The following is a 15444-nucleotide window of genomic DNA, read 5'->3' on the forward strand; positions in this document are numbered from 1 at the left end:
CAAGTGAGCATGCCGCGGGGAAGCCTGATCTCGACTGCGAGCAAACTATTTTGTCCATGTGCAGACTTTCTTGTCGATGTGCAAACATTTTTGAACGATCACAGTAGTCTCTTTTATGTCACGGGCTTTTACAGTGTTAACACAATATTCACCAAATATCTTATTACCCGCTTAATTAAGTCAGACCAACCTCCGGCTAAAGCATTGCCGAAGGTCTTACGAGGTCTGACATGGCTTCCGATACTACTGGTCTTATGGATGTGACCTTTGCCGTCAACGCCTGGGGTGCGTCGGCGGGTGGCAAGTGGCCGCATTTCAAGCTGTTGCTGGACGGCGTGGAAATCGGGCAGACGACGGTCGCCTCCGCGTCCCTGTCCCGCTACACCTTCAGCGCCAAGGTCCCGGCCGATCAGGCTCACCGGCTGCAACTGCAATACGACAACGACGGCTGGGTGGGGACGGAAGACCGCAACCTCTTCATCAAGTCGTTCGAAGTCAACGGCACGCCGATCCTCAGCATCGACCCGTCGGTCACCTACGACACCGGCGACATCGACGGCAAGAACGTCATCGCCGGCCAGACGGAGATGTGGTGGCGCGGCGCGATGAACGTCGATCTGCCGCAGACGCTGTTCGCCTCGGCCCCGGCGGCGCCCCCGCCCTCCGCCCCGGCCACCATGACCAGCCAGATCGTCGTCAACGCCTGGGGCGTGGCCGCCAACGGCACGCCGCCCCACTTCAAGCTGCTGGTGGACGACAAGGTGGTCGGCGACGCCTGGGTGAACGCCACCAACTCCACCGGTTACGCCTTCAAGGTCGACGTCGACCCCAACGAGGCGCACAAGGTCCAGGTCTGGTACGACAACGACGCCACCGTCAACGGCCAAGACCGCAACCTGTTCGTCCAGGGCATCACGATCGACGGACAGGAAATAAAGGCGACCTCGTCGCTCGCCTCCTACGACAAGGGGCCGGTGGACGGCAAGTTCGTCGTCGCCGGGCAGGAAGGGCTCTATTGGGGCGGCGCCCTGACCTTCGGCGTGCCGGAGGATTACTTCGGCGGTCCCTACGTGCCCCCGCCGCCGCCTCCCCCGCCGCCGCCCGTCGCGACCGCCGACATCGTCGTCACCGCCTGGGGCCAGTCCGCCGGCGGCGTGCCGCCGCACTTCAAGCTGCTGGTCGACGGCAAGGTGATCGGCGAGGGCCGCGCCACCTCCGGCACCCCGACGGCTTTCGACTTCAAGGTGGACCTGGACCCGACCCAGGGCCACAAGGTGCAGGTCTGGTACGACAACGACAGCGTCGTCAACGGCCAGGACCGCAACCTCTACGTCAAGTCGGTCACCATCAACGGCCACACCGTCGCCGCGACCGACAGCAACGTCACCTACGACAAGGGCGTGGTGGACGGCAAGGACGTGGTGAAGGGGCAGGAGGGGCTGTACTGGGGCGGCGCGCTGAACGTCGACGCCTCGGCCGACCTGTTCAAGCCCGCCCCGCCGCCTCCGCCGCCGGCCCCGACCGCGCCGGCCTTCTACGTGGCGGCCAACGGCAAGGACAGCTGGTCGGGCAAGCTGGCGGCCCCCAACGCCGACGGCACCGACGGCCCCTTCGCGACGCTGGAGCACGCCCGCGACGCCATGCGGACCAGCAGCATCGACACGACCTACGTCCGCGAAGGCACCTACCACCTGACCAAGACGCTGGAGCTGACGGCGCTCGACAACGGGCACAGCTTCCACAACTACCCCGGCGAGAAGCCCGTCCTGGACGGCGGCGAGGTGGTCACCAACGTCACCAGCGAGGGCAACGGGATCTATTCCGCCAAGCTGGCGACGGCGTCCGACCTGGACCTGACCATCGGCGGCGTGCGGCAGCATCTGGCGGAAAAGGCCCTGTTCGACACGGCCGACCCGACCTCCGGCTGGTATTTCGCCGACGACGGAGCCGGCGGCCCAAGCGGCTGGGCCATCCGCTACCACACCGGCGACATCTCCGCCGCCGACGTCGCGCCCGGCACCAAGATCCAGGTGATGGACACCGAACGGCTGTCCGACACGCTGACCGACGTGGCCAGCATCGACGCGACGACCCACCAGATCATCCTGAAGAACGGCGCCTCGCTGCCCTTCACCGACGGATCCACCTACAAGCTGCTGAACAACCCGGCCTTCGTGAACCAGACCGGCGAGTTCGCGTGGCGGGCGTCGGACGGGCATCTGGTCTTCAAGCCGGCCGACCCCGCCCACCTCGCGCAGGACGGCGTGGAGGTAGCGCGGCTCGGCACGCTGGTCCGGCTGAACGGGGCGAGCGGCGTGACGGTGGAAGGGCTGGGCTTCACCAATGGCACCACCGGCGGCAACGCGCTGGAGCTGACCAACGCGTCCAACAACCACATCGGCAACAACAGCTTCCTCAACGTCGGCACGGCGATCAAGCTGACGGCGGGGTCGAGCCACAACCTGATCGCCGGCAACACGCTGGACCACCTGGCGGTGAACGGGATCGAGCTGGACGGCCGCAGCAACGCCAACAGCATCTACGCCAACGACATCGCCCACATCGGCGAGGTGCGCAAGGCCGTGGCCGGCATCATCGGCACCGGCGTGGACGACAACGTCATCTCCAACAACGACGTGGACTCCAGCGCGCGCTACGGCATTTCGCTGAAGAACTGGGACTCCACGAACATCAACCACAACAACGTCATCCAGTACAACCACGTCACCAACACCGGGCTGGAGACGGCCGACGGCGGCGGGATCGAGGTGCTGGGACGGTCCGGCGTGGACACCGGCACCATCATCCGCGGCAACTGGGTGGAAAACACCAGCGGCCTCGCCACCAGCAACACCGACCAGTGGATTTACGGCCAGAAGGGCTTCGGCATCTATCTGGACGACATGGCCGGCGGCGTGACGGTCGCCGACAACTTCCTGAAGAACACCGGCTGGGCGGGGGTTCAGATCCACGGCGGCGACAACAACGTCGTTTCGAACAACTTCTCCATCATCGACGCCAACAACCACGACTTCATCCGCGTGGAATGGGCGCCGGTGCACGGCGACGCCGGCCTGCCGCGCAACAACACGATCACCGGCAATCTGGTCGCCGGGACGCTGCCGCTGGACGACTATCTGGAGTTGCTGACCGCCGGCAACCCGGTGATCGACCACAACCTCGTCTTCAACGTGCCGAAATACGGCGACGCCGACATGGTCGCCAAGCCGCTGTTCACCAATGCCTATTACGGCGACTATTCGCTCCAGCCCGGCTCCCCGGCCTTCGGCATGGGCATTCATGACCTGGCCTGGGGCAAGATGGGGGTGGACGGCTACGCCGTGACCGACGCCATGCCGCACTTCTGGGACGTGTGATGCGGCCAAGGGGCCGGCCCGCTTTCGCGGCGCCCGGCCCCGCGCCGCGCCGAAAAGTCCCGCCGAAAAAGCCGTGTCAAAACCCATTCGTATTTGTCGGGCAGTTGACTTGATTTCTTTGCTTTTCTAGGGTTACGCCGTTTGGCATATCCGAGAGGCAGGGCCGTGGTTTTCGTTGTCGTCGTGAGTTGCGTGCTGGCGCTTTCGTTTATCGGGTACGGCCTGTTTGCACGAAGACTTCTGTTTCGGGACGCCAGCCCGGGAAGCCTGACAGTCGGCGATCTCGGCCTTCTCGGCATGGCGGTGATGATGATCATCGCCGGCTCGCTGCATTTCCTGGCGCCGCTGAAATACGTCGCCTATCTGACGATCCCCGTGGGGATGCTGGCCTTTCCGGCGCTGTGGCGGGACCTGCGCCACCTCGTGCCCGGCGGGAACCCGCTGTGGGCCTGGGTGCCGCCGCTTCTGGTCGTGCCGCCCTTCGTGGTGATGGGGGCATGGAGCGTCTACAACGGCGCGTCCCACTACGACACCGGCCTGTACCATCTCCAGACCATCCTTCAGCTTCAGGACGATCCCTTCGTCGTCGGGCTGGCCAACATCCACCATCGGTTCGGCTACAACTCGATGTGGTTCCCGCTGGCCGCCGCCTCCGGCCTTCCGCTGATGGAGGTGGCCGGCGCCTTCGCCTGCAACGTGGTGGCCTATGGCCTCGTCATCGCGGCGCTGGCGCAGCGGATCCCGGCGGCCTTCCTCGACGGCCGGCTGTCCGGCGCCCTGTTCGGCGGCGGGGTCGTCTGGGTGCTGCTGGAAACGGTGATGGCGAACCGGCTTTCGGGAACGCCGAACACCGACCTGCCGACGACGCTGCTGGTGCTCTACGTCTTCGCCCTGGGCGTGGAATCCCTGAAGAACACCCCGGCGGCGGACCCGAAGGCCGACACGGTGGGGGATGTCCGGCTCGGGCTCGCCACGGTGTTCGCGGCCATGGCGATTTCCGTAAAGCTGTCGCAGATGATGGTCGGGCTGGTGCCGCTGCTGCTGCTGTTCGCCTTTCCGGGATGGTGGGGACGGCTGCGCCGTCTGCTGGCCGGGCCGGCGCTTCTGGCCGGCGCGATCTTCGTGGTGATGCTGGTCCGCGGCGTGCTGACGTCGAGCTGCCTTGCCTTCCCGTCGGGGGCGAGCTGCCTGCCGGGCATCCCCTGGGCCGTCGGGACCGACATCGCCGCCAACGACTGGCTGTGGATGCGGAGCTGGGCGCGCCTTCCCGGCGTGACGCCGGACAAGGTGCTGGGGTCGTGGGACTGGCTGAACGACTGGGTCCCGAAGCTCCTTCAGGATCCGGTGATGGTGGATCTGGCCGACGTGTATCTGGCCGCGGCGGCCGCCGCGCCCGTCACGGCGCTGCTCTGGTGGCTGGGCCGCACCGGCCGGCTGCCGGCTTCCGCCAACCAGACCTGGCGCATCCGGGCCGGGCTGCTGGTGACCGTGACGCTCGGCCTGCTGTTCTGGTTCGCGACGGCCCCGCTGCTGCGCTATGGCGAAGGCTTCCTGGTCGCCCTGCCCTTCCTGCTGCTGTCCCTGCTGGCCCCGTTCGATTTCGTGCTGCTGGTCGGCAAGCGGGTGATCGACCGCCTCGCCGCCATCCCGCTGCCGGCCATCGCCCTGCCGAAGCTCCGCCTGCCCAACCTGCCCCTGCCGGCCATCCGCCTGCCCGACGCCCAGTCGGTCCGGCTGCGTTGGCTGGCCCCGCTAGTGACGGCGGCCGGAGCCTACCTGCTGTTCCTGCCGGCCCAGGATCTGGCCGACCGGATTTCCGAGGAACAGGTCTACACGCGCGAATGGCCGAAGATCCCGGCCGTCGAACTGGCCGACTGGCAGAACGGCCAGGGCATCACCTTCCACTCGCCCGTCACCGGCGACCAGTGCTGGGGAGCGCCGCGCCCCTGCACGCCGTCCCGAAACCCGGGGCTGGTGATCGACCGCTGGATGTGGTGGACCATGGTCCTCCGCCAGCAGCCGTAAGGACGCCGCCCCCGTCCGCCGGCCGAGGCTCCGCCCCGGCCGGCTTTTTTCATGGTCCCTTTCGTGGTCCCGAAGGCCGGGATCAAAACACGGGCGGGCGCTGTTCTTATGGAGTATTCCCCAGGGGAGGAGGTTCCGACCGTGTTTCCTCGACGCCCCTTCAGATGCTCCCTCGTCCGCTTTCCCCGGTTGGCGGCCAGCGCCCCACTTGCCGCCCTGCTCGCCATGACCGCCTGTGCCGATCCCGGCGCCGACGCCGCGCTGGCGGCGCAGAGCGCGCTGGTCGGCATGCCCAAGGGCACTCTGTTCTCCTGCGCCGGCGCTCCGGAGCGGCAGGCCTCCAGCGGCACGCTGGAGTATCTGAGCTACCGGACCGGCTCCATCACCTACTACGCGCCTCCGCCGCCCATTGGCTATCCTTGGGGCTCCCCCTGGGGCCATCCCTGGGGCCACCATTGGCACGGCGGCCTGGACTACGATCCCTGGGATTATTACCCGCCCGTGCCCGGCGACATCCGCGACGAGCGGTGCGAGGCCACCTTTACCCTGGAAGGCGGCGTGGTGCAGCAGCTCGTCTACCGCGCTTCGTCACGAGGCGCCTGCGCCCCGATCGTGCAGAATTGCTTGGCCCTCGTGCCGCAGCGCACCATATCGAGGAGCGCCCCGCCGGGGTAACGCGTTGGGGCGAGCCCGCAAAGAGCCCGTATTGACCGATCCCATTTCGATGAAGCGTGTGAAAATCCCGATGCGAGCCGTGCTGTTCGCCCTGTGCGCCGCCCTTGCCCTTCCGGCCTCCGCCCCGTTCCATCCCGCCTGGGCGCAGGATGCCCTGACCTTGGACACCAAGCCCAAGTTCGGCCCGGACGCCGTGCCCATGACGGTGGACCGCGACTATCTGCGCCGGGCCGAGGCGCCGGACTTCTGGGCGCTGATGCCCTACTACGTCCCCCAGCAGACCGGCAGCGCCTGCTCCGTCGCCAGCGTGGCGATGATGATCAACGCGCTGCGCGGCCTGCCCACCCTGGCGAGCGAGCGCGTCGTCACCCAGAACCGCGTGCTGAACGAGGTGGACGACGACCTCTGGAAGACCGCCAGCGCGGAGAACGGCGACGGCGTCTCCTTCACCGACTTCGAGGGCTACGTGCGCCGCGCGGTCGCCGCCTTCGGGCTGGACGCCGATGTGGAGGTCTTCCGCGCCCGCGACACCTCCCCGCAGACGCTGGCCGAGCTGCGCCGCATTCTGACGGAAAACGAGCGCAGCAGCCGCGACATCATCCTGCTGGCCTACGACCAGGGCACCCTGACCGGCGACGCCATGGTGGGCCACATCGCCCCGCTCGGCGCCTACGACGCGACGACGCGGCGCGTGCTGATCATGGACGTGGACCGGGCGTGGTACGTGCCCTACTGGTCCAGCGACGAAAAGCTTCTGGAAGCCATGGCCAAGCCCGACCGCGCCGACCCCCTGGGCAGTGGGCTGATCCGGGTGCGCCTGCGCACCGGCGTCTCGGGTTGACGTGAGAGCACCCTCATGCCCTGGCCCGGCTCCGCGGCTACGGCATTCACAGATTTCGCTGGTGCGGTAAGTCATTGATGAGGCATTGCGGATAGCCCTTCTCCCCTCCGGGGGAGAAGGGTTGGGATGAGGGGGAGCCCCGCCAGGGGCTATAAACGCAGGCATAGTGGCGATTTTTCCGGGCTGCCGCCCGTAACCACCCTCACCCCGACCACGCTTGCCTGCGAACGCCTTTGGCGTCCTCCGGCGGCGCGCCCCTCGAGGGAGAGGGGCTTTTCCAAGGTGGCTCAACCGCTTACCGCACACGCAACATCTGTGCATCCCGTAGCCCGGTTCCGCCGGGCCAAGGAATTGAAGCGCGATAGTCCTGACGAGTCCCTTTTCAGCAGCCCAATGAACCCAAGCGCGTTCCGGCCTGTTCTCGGTGGCACGGCCTTCCGGGAATCCTGTCCATGCATCGCCTTCACGCTGTTCTCGCCGCCTCGTGCCTCCTCGTCCTTTTTCCGCAACAGGGTCAGGCCCAGCAGCCTCCCGGCGGTCCGCCGCCAACGGTGACGACGGAGGTCGTGCGCCAGCGCGACGTCACGCCGACCAGCGAGTTCATCGGGCGCGTCCAGGCGATCCGCGACTTCCAGGCGCGCGCCCGCGTGGAGGGCATCATTGAGCAGGTGGCCTTTCAGGAAGGGCAGACCGTCAGCGACGGCACGCTGCTCTACGTCATCGAGCAGGCGCCCTATCAGGCGGCGGTGGACAGCGCCAAGGCCGACCTCGCCCGCGCCCAGGCGCAGCAGCGGGAGGCTGAGCGCGCCTTCCAGCGCGCGCAGGAGCTGCGGACCCGCGGCAACATCTCCCAGGCCGACGTGGATCAGGCCCAGGCCGCGCGGGAGACGGCGGCCGCCGACATCATGCAGGCCCAGGCCAAGCTGCGGCAGGCGGAGCTGAACCTCGGCTACACCCACATCACCTCCCCGGTGAAGGGGCGCGTGGGCGCGACCGTGGCGACGGAGGGCAACCTCGTCAACCCGTCGACGGGGCCGCTCACCACGGTGGTGCAGCTCGACCCCATCCGCGTGGTCTTCTCGGTCAGCGACCGCGACCTTCTGCAGACCCAGCGGGCCTCCCCCGGCCGCACCCCGGCCGAGCGGGTCAACGACTTCGTGCCCGGCCTGCGGCTCGCCGACGGTTCGGAGTACGGGGAGAAGGGCAAGGTGGCCTTCGTCAGCAACCGCATCGACCCGCAGACCGGCACCATCCCCGTCTATGCGGAATTCGCCAACCCCGACGGCCTGCTGCTGCCCGGCCAGTACGTAACCGTGCTGATCCGCCCGGCCCAGCGGGAGGAGCAGCCGGTGGTCCCCGTCTCCGCCATCCAGCAGGACCAGCAGGGCAGCTACGTCCTCGTGCTCGACGAGCAGAACCGGGTGCAGCGACGCCCCATCGAGCCGGGGCCGCAGCTCGAACAGCAGATGGCCGTCCGCAAGGGGCTGGAGGTCGGGGAAACCATCGTCGTCAACGGCGTGCAGAAGGTCCGCCCCGGCATGGCCGTGCAGCCGGCACCCGCCACGCAGACCGCCGAACAGCCGAAGGGGTAAGGGCATCATGTTCTCCGGCCTGTTCATCCGGCGCCCGAACCTCGCCATCGTCATCGCGCTGGTGGTGACCATCGCGGGGGCGCTGGCGATGCTGTTCATCCCCGTGGCGCAGTTCCCGCCGATCACCCCGCCGTCGGTGCAGGTCACCGCCAGCTACCCCGGCGCCAACGCCCAGGTGGTCGCCGACAGCGTCGCCGCCCCCATCGAGGCGCAGGTGAACGGGGTGGAGGGCATGCTCTACATGTCCTCCACCAGCACGGACACGGGCGCCTACACGCTGGCCGTCACCTTCGCGCCGGGCACCGATCCGGATCTGGCCGCCATCAACGTGCAGAACCGCCTGTCGCTGGCGACCCCGACCCTGCCGCCGGAGGTCACGCGCCAGGGCGTCACCGTGCGCAAGCAGTCCACCAACATGCTGATGGCGGTGAACGTCTATTCGCCGGGTGGGCAGTTCGACCCGATCTTCATCTCCAACTACGCCAGCATCAACCTGCGCGACGCCATCGCGCGGGTGAAGGGCGTGGGCGACGCTCAGGTGCTGGGCGCCCTGACCTACGCCATGCGCGTCTGGATGGACCCCAACCGCATGGCCGCGCTGGGCATCGCCGCGTCCGACGTGGTGGCCGCGATCCAGAACCAGAACCTCCAGGCCTCGGCCGGGCAGATCGGCGCGCCGCCGGTGCCCGACGGCCAGCAGCAGTTGACCATCCTCGCCCGCGGCCGGCTGGACGATCCAAAGCAGTTCTCCAACATCATCGTGCGCACCAACGAGAACGGCGGGCTCGTCAAGCTGGGCGACATCGCGCGCGTGGAGCTGGGAGCGCAGAGCTACACCTCCACCTCCAAGCTGGACGGCGACCCGTCGGCGACGATGGTGGTCTACCAGTCGCCGGACGCCAACGCGCTGGACGTGGCGAAGGCCGTGCGGGCGGAGCTGGAGCGCCTGTCCGGGCGCTTTCCCGAAGGGCTGAAATACGCCGTCGTCTTCGACACCACCAACTTCGTCAGCGCCACCATCGAGGAGATCGTGCTGACGCTGGGCATCACCTTCCTGCTGGTGGTGGTGGTCATCTACGTCTTCCTTCAGGACTGGCGGGCGACGCTGATCCCGACGCTGGCGATCCCCGTGTCGATCATCGGCGTCTTCGCGGTGCTGCTGGCGCTGGGCTACAGCGCCAACACCATCACGCTGTTCGCGCTGGTGCTGGCCATCGGCCTCGTCGTGGACGACGCCATCGTGGTGGTGGAGAACGTCCGCCGCGTGATGGAGGAGCACCCCGACCAGCCCGCCCCTTCCGCCGCCGCCGTCGCCATGCAGCAGGTGACCGGCGCCATCGTCGCCTCGACCCTCGTCCTGGCGGCGGTGTTCGTGCCGGTGGCCTTCCTGCCGGGCATCACCGGGGCGCTGTACCGGCAGTTCGCGGTCACCATCACCGTGGCCTTCCTGATCTCCGGCATGGTCTCGCTGACTTTGACACCGGCCTTGTGCGGCATGCTGCTGCGCCCGCCGGGGCGGCCCTGGCGGGTGCTGGGCGCCTTCAACACGGGGCTGGACCGGGTGCGTGACCGCTACGGTTCGCTGGTCGGCTGGCTGTCGCGCAAGCTGGTGATCGGGCTGGGGATCTTCGCCGCGCTGTGCGTCGGCGCCTTTCTGGTGCTGCGCGCCGTGCCCGGCGCCTTCCTGCCGTCGGAGGACCAGGGCTATTTCTTCGTCAACGTGCAGCTTCCCAGCGCCGCCTCGCTCGGCCGCACGCAGGAGGTGATGGGCGAGGTCACCGACCTTCTGCGCAACACGCCGGGGGTGGCCCACGTCATCGCCGTGTCCGGCTACAGCATCCTCAGCGGTGCCGCTTCCAACGTCGGCTTGCAGATCGCCGTGCTGAAGCCCTGGGCCGAGCGTCCGACGGACCAGCAGGTGGACGCCATCCTGGGGGCCTTGCGCCCGAAGATGGCGGCGGTGCCCCGGGCCAACATCATCGCCTTCAACCCGCCCTCCATCCCCGGCCTCGGCCGGACCGGCGGCTTCGACCTGCAAGTGCAGGCGCTGGGCGGGCAATCCCCGCAGGAGCTGGGGGCCGTGCTGCGCGGGCTGCTGGTCGCGGCCAACCAGGACACGCGCCTGTCCGCCGTCTTCAGCACCTTCAGCCCCGACGTGCCGCACCTGTTCGTGGACCTGGACCGCACCAAGGCGGCGCTGCTGGGCGTCTCGCCGGGGGACGTGTTCACCACGTTGCAGGCCCATCTGGGGTCCCGCTACGTCAACGACTTCAACCTCTACGGCCGCGTTTTCCAAGTGCAGGTGCAGGACGCCGCCGAATACCGCGATCAGGTGCAGGCCATCGACCAGCTCTACGTCCGCGGCGCGTCGGGGGAGATGGTGCCGCTGCGCAGCATCGTCAGCATCCGCAACACGCTCGCCCCCGACAGCATCATTCGCTACAACCAGTTCCTCTCCGCCTCCGTCAACGGGCAGGCGGGGGCGGGGGGCAGTTCCGGGCAGGCGCTTGCCGCGATGCAGGACGTGGCGAACCGGACACTGCCGGCGGGCTACGCCACGGAGTGGACGGGCCTGTCCTACCAGGAAAGCCGCGTCGGCAACCAGACCATCGTCATCTTCGCGCTGGCGGTGATGTTCGGCTATCTGTTCCTGGTGGCGCAGTACGAGAACTGGCTGATCCCCATGGCCGTGCTGCTGTCGGTCGCCATCGCCGTGCTGGGCGCCGGGCTGGGCCTGACCATCGCCCGCATCCCCAACGACATCTACGCGCAGATCGGCCTCGTCCTGCTGGTCGGCCTCGCCGCCAAGAACGCCATCCTGATCGTGGAGTTCGCGCGGGAGCAGCGCGCCGCCGGCCATCCGGTGATCGACTCCGCCGTGACCGGCGCCCGCCAGCGCTTCCGCGCCGTGCTGATGACCGCCCTGGCCTTCATCCTGGGCGCGGTGCCGCTGCTGGTCGCGTCGGGCGCCGGTGCCGCCAGCCGCCGGTCCATCGGCACGACGGTGTTCAGCGGCATGACGGCGGCGACCGTGGTCGGCATCATCTTCGTGCCGGTCCTGTTCGTCGCCTTCCAGCACCTGACCGAACGCCTGCGCCCGCGGAGCCATGCCACAGGCGGCGAAATGCGCCCTACCCCGGCGGAGTAAGGAGGCCTGCGGTCAGTCTTCGGAAACTTCAAAGGCGCGGTCGGCGACCCAGTCGCGGAAGGTCTCTTCGCTCAGCGTGCCGGCGGCGAGCGCCAGGACCATGTCCGCCGCTTCGCGCTCCGCCGCGTCCAGCTCAAACCCGTTGAGCCCGAGCAGGAGGCCGAGCGCGACGAAGCCCGCGCGCTTGTTGCCGTCCACGAAGGGATGGTTGCGGCAGACGCTGGCGCAGACGGCCGCGGCCAGATCGAAGATGGTCAGCCGTTCGTCGCCATAGGCGATGAGCTGGTACGGGCGCGCCAGGGAAGCTTCCAACGCCCCCGGATCGCGCAGTCCATAGGCTCCGCCATGTTCCGCCAGCAATTCGCCGTGCAGGTCGAGAACGGCCTGGAGCGGCGGGTTGACGTAGGGGCGCCCCTGGACGGTCGGCTGTTCTTCCACCTGTTCCTTCGCCTGATCCTTCACCAGGGGGCGCCTACTTGGACAGGATGTCCATGGTGCGCCGGTAGCGGGCGGCGAAGCGGCGGCCCACATCCATGGCTTGGTTGTAGGTGTCGCCGGCCTTCGAGATCTCGATGCGGCCGTCGCGCACCTCCACCGCCACGGCATCGCCGCGCTGAAGATCGGCGGCGGCCAGAACGTCGCGCGGCAGCGTCACTCCCGTAGAGTTGCCGACCTTGGTCAGTTTGGTGGTGTGCATCGAAGCCTCCACACTCAGCGGACGGCAGTATGTAAGAACGTCCGTTATGACGTCAAGCCTGTCACTTCACTTCCTGGCTGCTCAGATCGGACGGGTTTTGGGAACGGGAGGGCTCGTTCGGCTGGTCGGGTTCGCTCGCCAACCAGTTGGGGCGGGGCATCTTGTTGCCCTGGAGGTCCGGCGGGGCGGCGCGCACGGCGGACAGCGCCTCTTGCAACTCGGCGGACTGGGTGGCGCCGCTGGTGGTCGCCTTCGGGGTGCGGACGCCCTGGGCGTTGGGCTCGGGCTCCTGGCTTTGCTTCACGGCGGGATCGTTGGCGACGGCGCCCTTGGTCGCCGCATCCTGGGCGAAGGCGGCGGAGGCGATCATCAGAACGGCGGCGAAGGGAAGAACGGCGCGCACGGGACATCTCCTTCCAGAAACGGCAACGCTTTCCCTTCGAACAACACGCGAGGGCACCAAGTCTCCCGCCGAAGCGTTTCTTGTCCTATGGACAGGCCCGACACCCCGACGCTTCCCCCCGTCTTCACCCCCCGCCCCATGGCGGAGGGCGACCCCTTCGCCACGGCTACCCGCCTCGCCGCCGAGGGGGAGGAAGCCGGCACGCTGATCTGGCAACCCCGGCGCGACCGCCTGGAGCTGGCGGTCGTGCTGGGGCCGGACCGCCCGCTGTCGGAAACGCGCGGCGTCACCGCCGTGGCGCTGGCCGCGCTGGCCGATGCGCTGGAGGCGCTGGGGCCGCCGAACCTCGCCATCGCCTTCGACCCGGACGACCGCGTGCGGCTGAACGGCGCCCTGGTCGGCGCGGTGCGCTTCGCCGCTCCCGAAATCCCGAAGGGGGACACGCCGGACTGGGCGGTGGTCGGCGCGAGCCTGAACGTGCTCGGCGATCCGGACGACCCCGACCCCGGCCGCCACCCCGACCGCAGTTGCCTGCGGGAGGAAGGCTTCGGCGAGGTGGAGGCGCCCGACCTGCTGGACAGCTTCGCCCGCCATTTCCTGTCCTGGATGGACATCTGGGAGGACGCCGGCTTCGCGCCGGTGCGCCGCGTCGTGGAACGCCGCCGGACCGAAGGAGAGCCGCCATGACCGACTGTTCCGAACGCCGCAGCGTCGGCGTCGTCGTGGAACGCCAGCGCATCGACAACCCGTGGGTGGACGCGCGCTGGCGCGTGGTCGGGCTGCTGCCCGCCCTGCCCGACCGCGCGCCCTGGACCGTGCTGGCCGAAAGCCCCGACCGCACCGACTATTACGCCGGGACGGCGGAGGTCGCCCTGCACCCCACGGAGGCCGAAAACTACAAGGAGAACCTCGCCAGCGCCCGCCCGTCGCTCTACGTCATCCTGCGGCGCTGCGCGGAGGAGCCGGGCTTGCGCCTGCACGCCGTCACGGCCGATCCCGGCGAGGTGGACGCCCATTCCGACGCGGGCGACGACCTGATCGAGGCGCTGCCCCTGCCCGCCGACCTCGCCGCCTGGATGCAGGACTTCGTGGCCCGCCACTACATCGACCGCCCCTTCTACAAGCGCCAGCGCGACCGCGCCGACCCCGAGGCTCTGGCCACCCGCCGCCCGGTGTCCCGACCGGAGAACAAGCATGGCTGACGACGAACCCTTCCTGTCCCGCTGGTCCCGCCTGAAGCGCGAAGCCCGCGAGGAGCCACCGCCCGAGGCCCCCGCCGAGGAACCGGCGGAACCCGCCACGAACCCCGTTGCCGAGGAAGCGCCCGAACCCTTCGACCCCGCCACCCTGCCTCCGGTGGAAAGCCTGGGCGCCGACAGCGACTACACCGCCTTCCTCGCCCCGGAGGTGCCGCAGGAACTGCGCCTGATGGCGCTCCGCAAGGCCTGGGTCAGCGACCCGGTGATCGCGAATTTCCGGGGCTTCGCCGAGTACGACTGGGACTGCAACGCCCCCGGCTACGCCCAGCTTTTGCCCACCGACAAGATCCTCGACATGGTCGAAAGCATCGTCGGCGAGGACCCGGTGAAGGAACCCGTTCCGGAGGCGGCACCCCTGGTCGCGAGCACAGAAGCGGAAAGTGAAGAAGCCCCGGAGGACGTTCCCTCTCCCCTCCGGGGAGAGGGAGAGAGGTCGCTCCCTTCGTCGTAACTCCAACGCCCAGCGAAAGCCGGGCCGCGCAACTTTCCTCGGCCCGCCGTGTTGTCCTGGAACGAGCCGGAGCATAACCGGACGACGGCGGGGCGATGCGGGGAGGCGGCATGGCGAGGTACGCCGATCAGGCTGTTGACGACCATGATCCCATCGACGACGCGGACCTTCTGCGCGCGCAGGCCTACACGCTGCTGGCGCAGCTTTTGGCGCGTCCGCCGTCGCGGGCGCTGCTGGACGCCGCCGCCGGCCTGTCCGGGGACGGCACGCCGCTTGGCCGCGCCATCGACGAACTTGCAACGCGTGCCCGCGCGACCGACGAACGGCGGGCGGAGCGCGAATATTTTGACCTGTTCGTCGGCGTCACGCGGGGGGAGCTGGTCCCCTTCGCCTCCTACTACCGCACCGGCTTCCTGCACGACCGGCCGCTCGCCCGCCTGCGCGAGGACATGCAGGCGCTGGGCATCGAGCGCGCCGCCGATGTGGTGGAGCCGGAAGACCACATCGCCTCCATCGCCGAGATGATGGCCGCCCTGATTTCCGGCCAGCTCGGGCCGCCGGATCTGCTCCGGCAGAAACGGTTCCACGACCGCCACCTCGCCCCCTGGGCCGGCCGGTTCTTCGCCGACCTGGAACGGGCACAGGCGGCGGATCTCTACCGGCCGGTCGGGACGATCGGCCGCCTGTTCCTGGACATCGAAACCGACGCCTTCGCGATGCTCGCGCAAGCCGCCGGACAACAAGACGAGCGGGAGGACACGGGCCATGGACCGTGAAAACAAGACCAACAAGACCGGAATCGAACGTCGCAGCCTGCTGAAGGGCCTGGGCCTCGGCGTCGCCGGGGCGGCGGCCGTCGCCGTTGCCCCCGGTGCGGCGGAGGCCATGGAATCGCCGCAGGAACAGGTGAAGTCCCGCTACCGCGAAACCGACCATGTGAAGCGCTTCTACGCGCTGAACCGCCTGTAGCCGGGAG

The 15444-nt window shown here is 68.6% G+C and carries 14 protein-coding genes; 11 read left to right on the forward strand and 3 right to left on the reverse strand.

Annotation, left to right across the window (positions count from 1 at the left end; genetic code table 11):
• Window positions 1-230: 230 nt before the first annotated feature.
• The 6 genes from ACSVC7_RS24805 (at window position 231) to ACSVC7_RS24830 (ending at window position 11658) form a co-directional block, all read left to right on the forward strand.
• Window positions 231-3377, forward strand: coding sequence for a carbohydrate-binding domain-containing protein (locus ACSVC7_RS24805; RefSeq protein ID WP_448207441.1), 3147 nt, complete (start codon window positions 231-233; stop codon window positions 3375-3377).
• A 183-nt stretch (window positions 3378-3560) separates the two neighbouring features.
• On the forward strand, window positions 3561-5402 hold the full coding sequence (locus tag ACSVC7_RS24810; protein ID WP_483508774.1) for an LIC_10190 family membrane protein: 1842 nt from the start codon (window positions 3561-3563) through the stop codon (window positions 5400-5402).
• Between the two features lie 141 nt (window positions 5403-5543).
• Window positions 5544-6077, forward strand: a complete 534-nt coding sequence (locus ACSVC7_RS24815) for a hypothetical protein (protein WP_448207439.1) — start codon at window positions 5544-5546, stop codon at window positions 6075-6077.
• A gap of 49 nt (window positions 6078-6126) precedes the next feature.
• Window positions 6127-6918, forward strand: a complete 792-nt coding sequence (locus tag ACSVC7_RS24820; RefSeq protein WP_448207438.1) for a phytochelatin synthase family protein — start codon at window positions 6127-6129, stop codon at window positions 6916-6918.
• 452 nt (window positions 6919-7370) lie between these two features.
• Complete coding sequence (locus ACSVC7_RS24825) at window positions 7371-8510, forward strand: efflux RND transporter periplasmic adaptor subunit (protein WP_448207437.1); 1140 nt, start codon at window positions 7371-7373, stop codon at window positions 8508-8510.
• Window positions 8511-8517: 7 nt separating this feature from the next.
• Window positions 8518-11658, forward strand: coding sequence for an efflux RND transporter permease subunit (locus ACSVC7_RS24830; RefSeq protein ID WP_448207436.1), 3141 nt, complete (start codon window positions 8518-8520; stop codon window positions 11656-11658).
• Between the two features lie 12 nt (window positions 11659-11670).
• Here the strand turns inward: ACSVC7_RS24830 and ACSVC7_RS24835 are convergent, their stop codons facing one another.
• From ACSVC7_RS24835 to ACSVC7_RS24845, 3 genes are all read right to left on the reverse strand, one after another.
• Window positions 11671-12120, reverse strand: a complete 450-nt coding sequence (locus ACSVC7_RS24835; protein ID WP_448207435.1) for a type II toxin-antitoxin system death-on-curing family toxin — start codon at window positions 12118-12120, stop codon at window positions 11671-11673.
• Window positions 12121-12130: 10 nt separating this feature from the next.
• Window positions 12131-12355 carry an AbrB/MazE/SpoVT family DNA-binding domain-containing protein gene (locus tag ACSVC7_RS24840; protein ID WP_448207434.1) on the reverse strand — a complete coding sequence of 75 codons (225 nt, stop codon included), beginning with the start codon at window positions 12353-12355 and terminating at the stop codon, window positions 12131-12133.
• Between the two features lie 61 nt (window positions 12356-12416).
• Complete coding sequence (locus tag ACSVC7_RS24845; RefSeq protein ID WP_448207433.1) at window positions 12417-12758, reverse strand: hypothetical protein; 342 nt, start codon at window positions 12756-12758, stop codon at window positions 12417-12419.
• An 87-nt stretch (window positions 12759-12845) separates the two neighbouring features.
• On the opposite strand from ACSVC7_RS24845, the gene ACSVC7_RS24850 reads away from it, so the two are divergent.
• From ACSVC7_RS24850 to ACSVC7_RS24870, 5 genes are all read left to right on the forward strand, one after another.
• Window positions 12846-13445, forward strand: coding sequence for a biotin/lipoate--protein ligase family protein (locus ACSVC7_RS24850; protein ID WP_448207432.1), 600 nt, complete (start codon window positions 12846-12848; stop codon window positions 13443-13445).
• Window positions 13442-13960, forward strand: a complete 519-nt coding sequence (locus ACSVC7_RS24855) for a DUF3305 domain-containing protein (protein ID WP_448207431.1) — start codon at window positions 13442-13444, stop codon at window positions 13958-13960. The genes ACSVC7_RS24850 and ACSVC7_RS24855 overlap by 4 nt, the downstream gene beginning before the upstream one ends.
• Window positions 13953-14468 carry a DUF3306 domain-containing protein gene (locus ACSVC7_RS24860; protein ID WP_448207430.1) on the forward strand — a complete coding sequence of 172 codons (516 nt, stop codon included), beginning with the start codon at window positions 13953-13955 and terminating at the stop codon, window positions 14466-14468. Before ACSVC7_RS24855 ends, ACSVC7_RS24860 begins: the two co-directional genes overlap by 8 nt.
• Window positions 14469-14578: 110 nt before the next feature.
• Complete coding sequence (locus tag ACSVC7_RS24865) at window positions 14579-15244, forward strand: TorD/DmsD family molecular chaperone (protein ID WP_448207429.1); 666 nt, start codon at window positions 14579-14581, stop codon at window positions 15242-15244.
• Window positions 15234-15437, forward strand: coding sequence for a twin-arginine translocation signal domain-containing protein (locus ACSVC7_RS24870; protein WP_448207428.1), 204 nt, complete (start codon window positions 15234-15236; stop codon window positions 15435-15437). Before ACSVC7_RS24865 ends, ACSVC7_RS24870 begins: the two co-directional genes overlap by 11 nt.
• Window positions 15438-15444 lie beyond the last annotated feature (7 nt).

The sequence above is a fragment of the Azospirillum mesophilum genome (assembly GCF_053470405.2).

Excerpts from the sequence above, each read along its gene's own strand:
- ACSVC7_RS24805 (WP_448207441.1), top strand. The coding sequence starts at position 231 with ATGGCTTCCGATACTACTGGTCTTATGGATGTGACCTTTGCCGTCAAC.
- ACSVC7_RS24820 (WP_448207438.1), top strand. The coding sequence starts at position 6,127 with ATGAAGCGTGTGAAAATCCCGATGCGAGCCGTGCTGTTCGCCCTGTGC.
- ACSVC7_RS24825 (WP_448207437.1), top strand. The coding sequence starts at position 7,371 with ATGCATCGCCTTCACGCTGTTCTCGCCGCCTCGTGCCTCCTCGTCCTT.
- ACSVC7_RS24830 (WP_448207436.1), top strand. The coding sequence starts at position 8,518 with ATGTTCTCCGGCCTGTTCATCCGGCGCCCGAACCTCGCCATCGTCATC.
- ACSVC7_RS24840 (WP_448207434.1), bottom strand. The coding sequence starts at position 12,355 with ATGCACACCACCAAACTGACCAAGGTCGGCAACTCTACGGGAGTGACG.
- ACSVC7_RS24850 (WP_448207432.1), top strand. The coding sequence starts at position 12,846 with ATGGACAGGCCCGACACCCCGACGCTTCCCCCCGTCTTCACCCCCCGC.
- ACSVC7_RS24855 (WP_448207431.1), top strand. The coding sequence starts at position 13,442 with ATGACCGACTGTTCCGAACGCCGCAGCGTCGGCGTCGTCGTGGAACGC.
- ACSVC7_RS24860 (WP_448207430.1), top strand. The coding sequence starts at position 13,953 with ATGGCTGACGACGAACCCTTCCTGTCCCGCTGGTCCCGCCTGAAGCGC.
- ACSVC7_RS24865 (WP_448207429.1), top strand. The coding sequence starts at position 14,579 with ATGGCGAGGTACGCCGATCAGGCTGTTGACGACCATGATCCCATCGAC.
- ACSVC7_RS24870 (WP_448207428.1), top strand. The coding sequence starts at position 15,234 with ATGGACCGTGAAAACAAGACCAACAAGACCGGAATCGAACGTCGCAGC.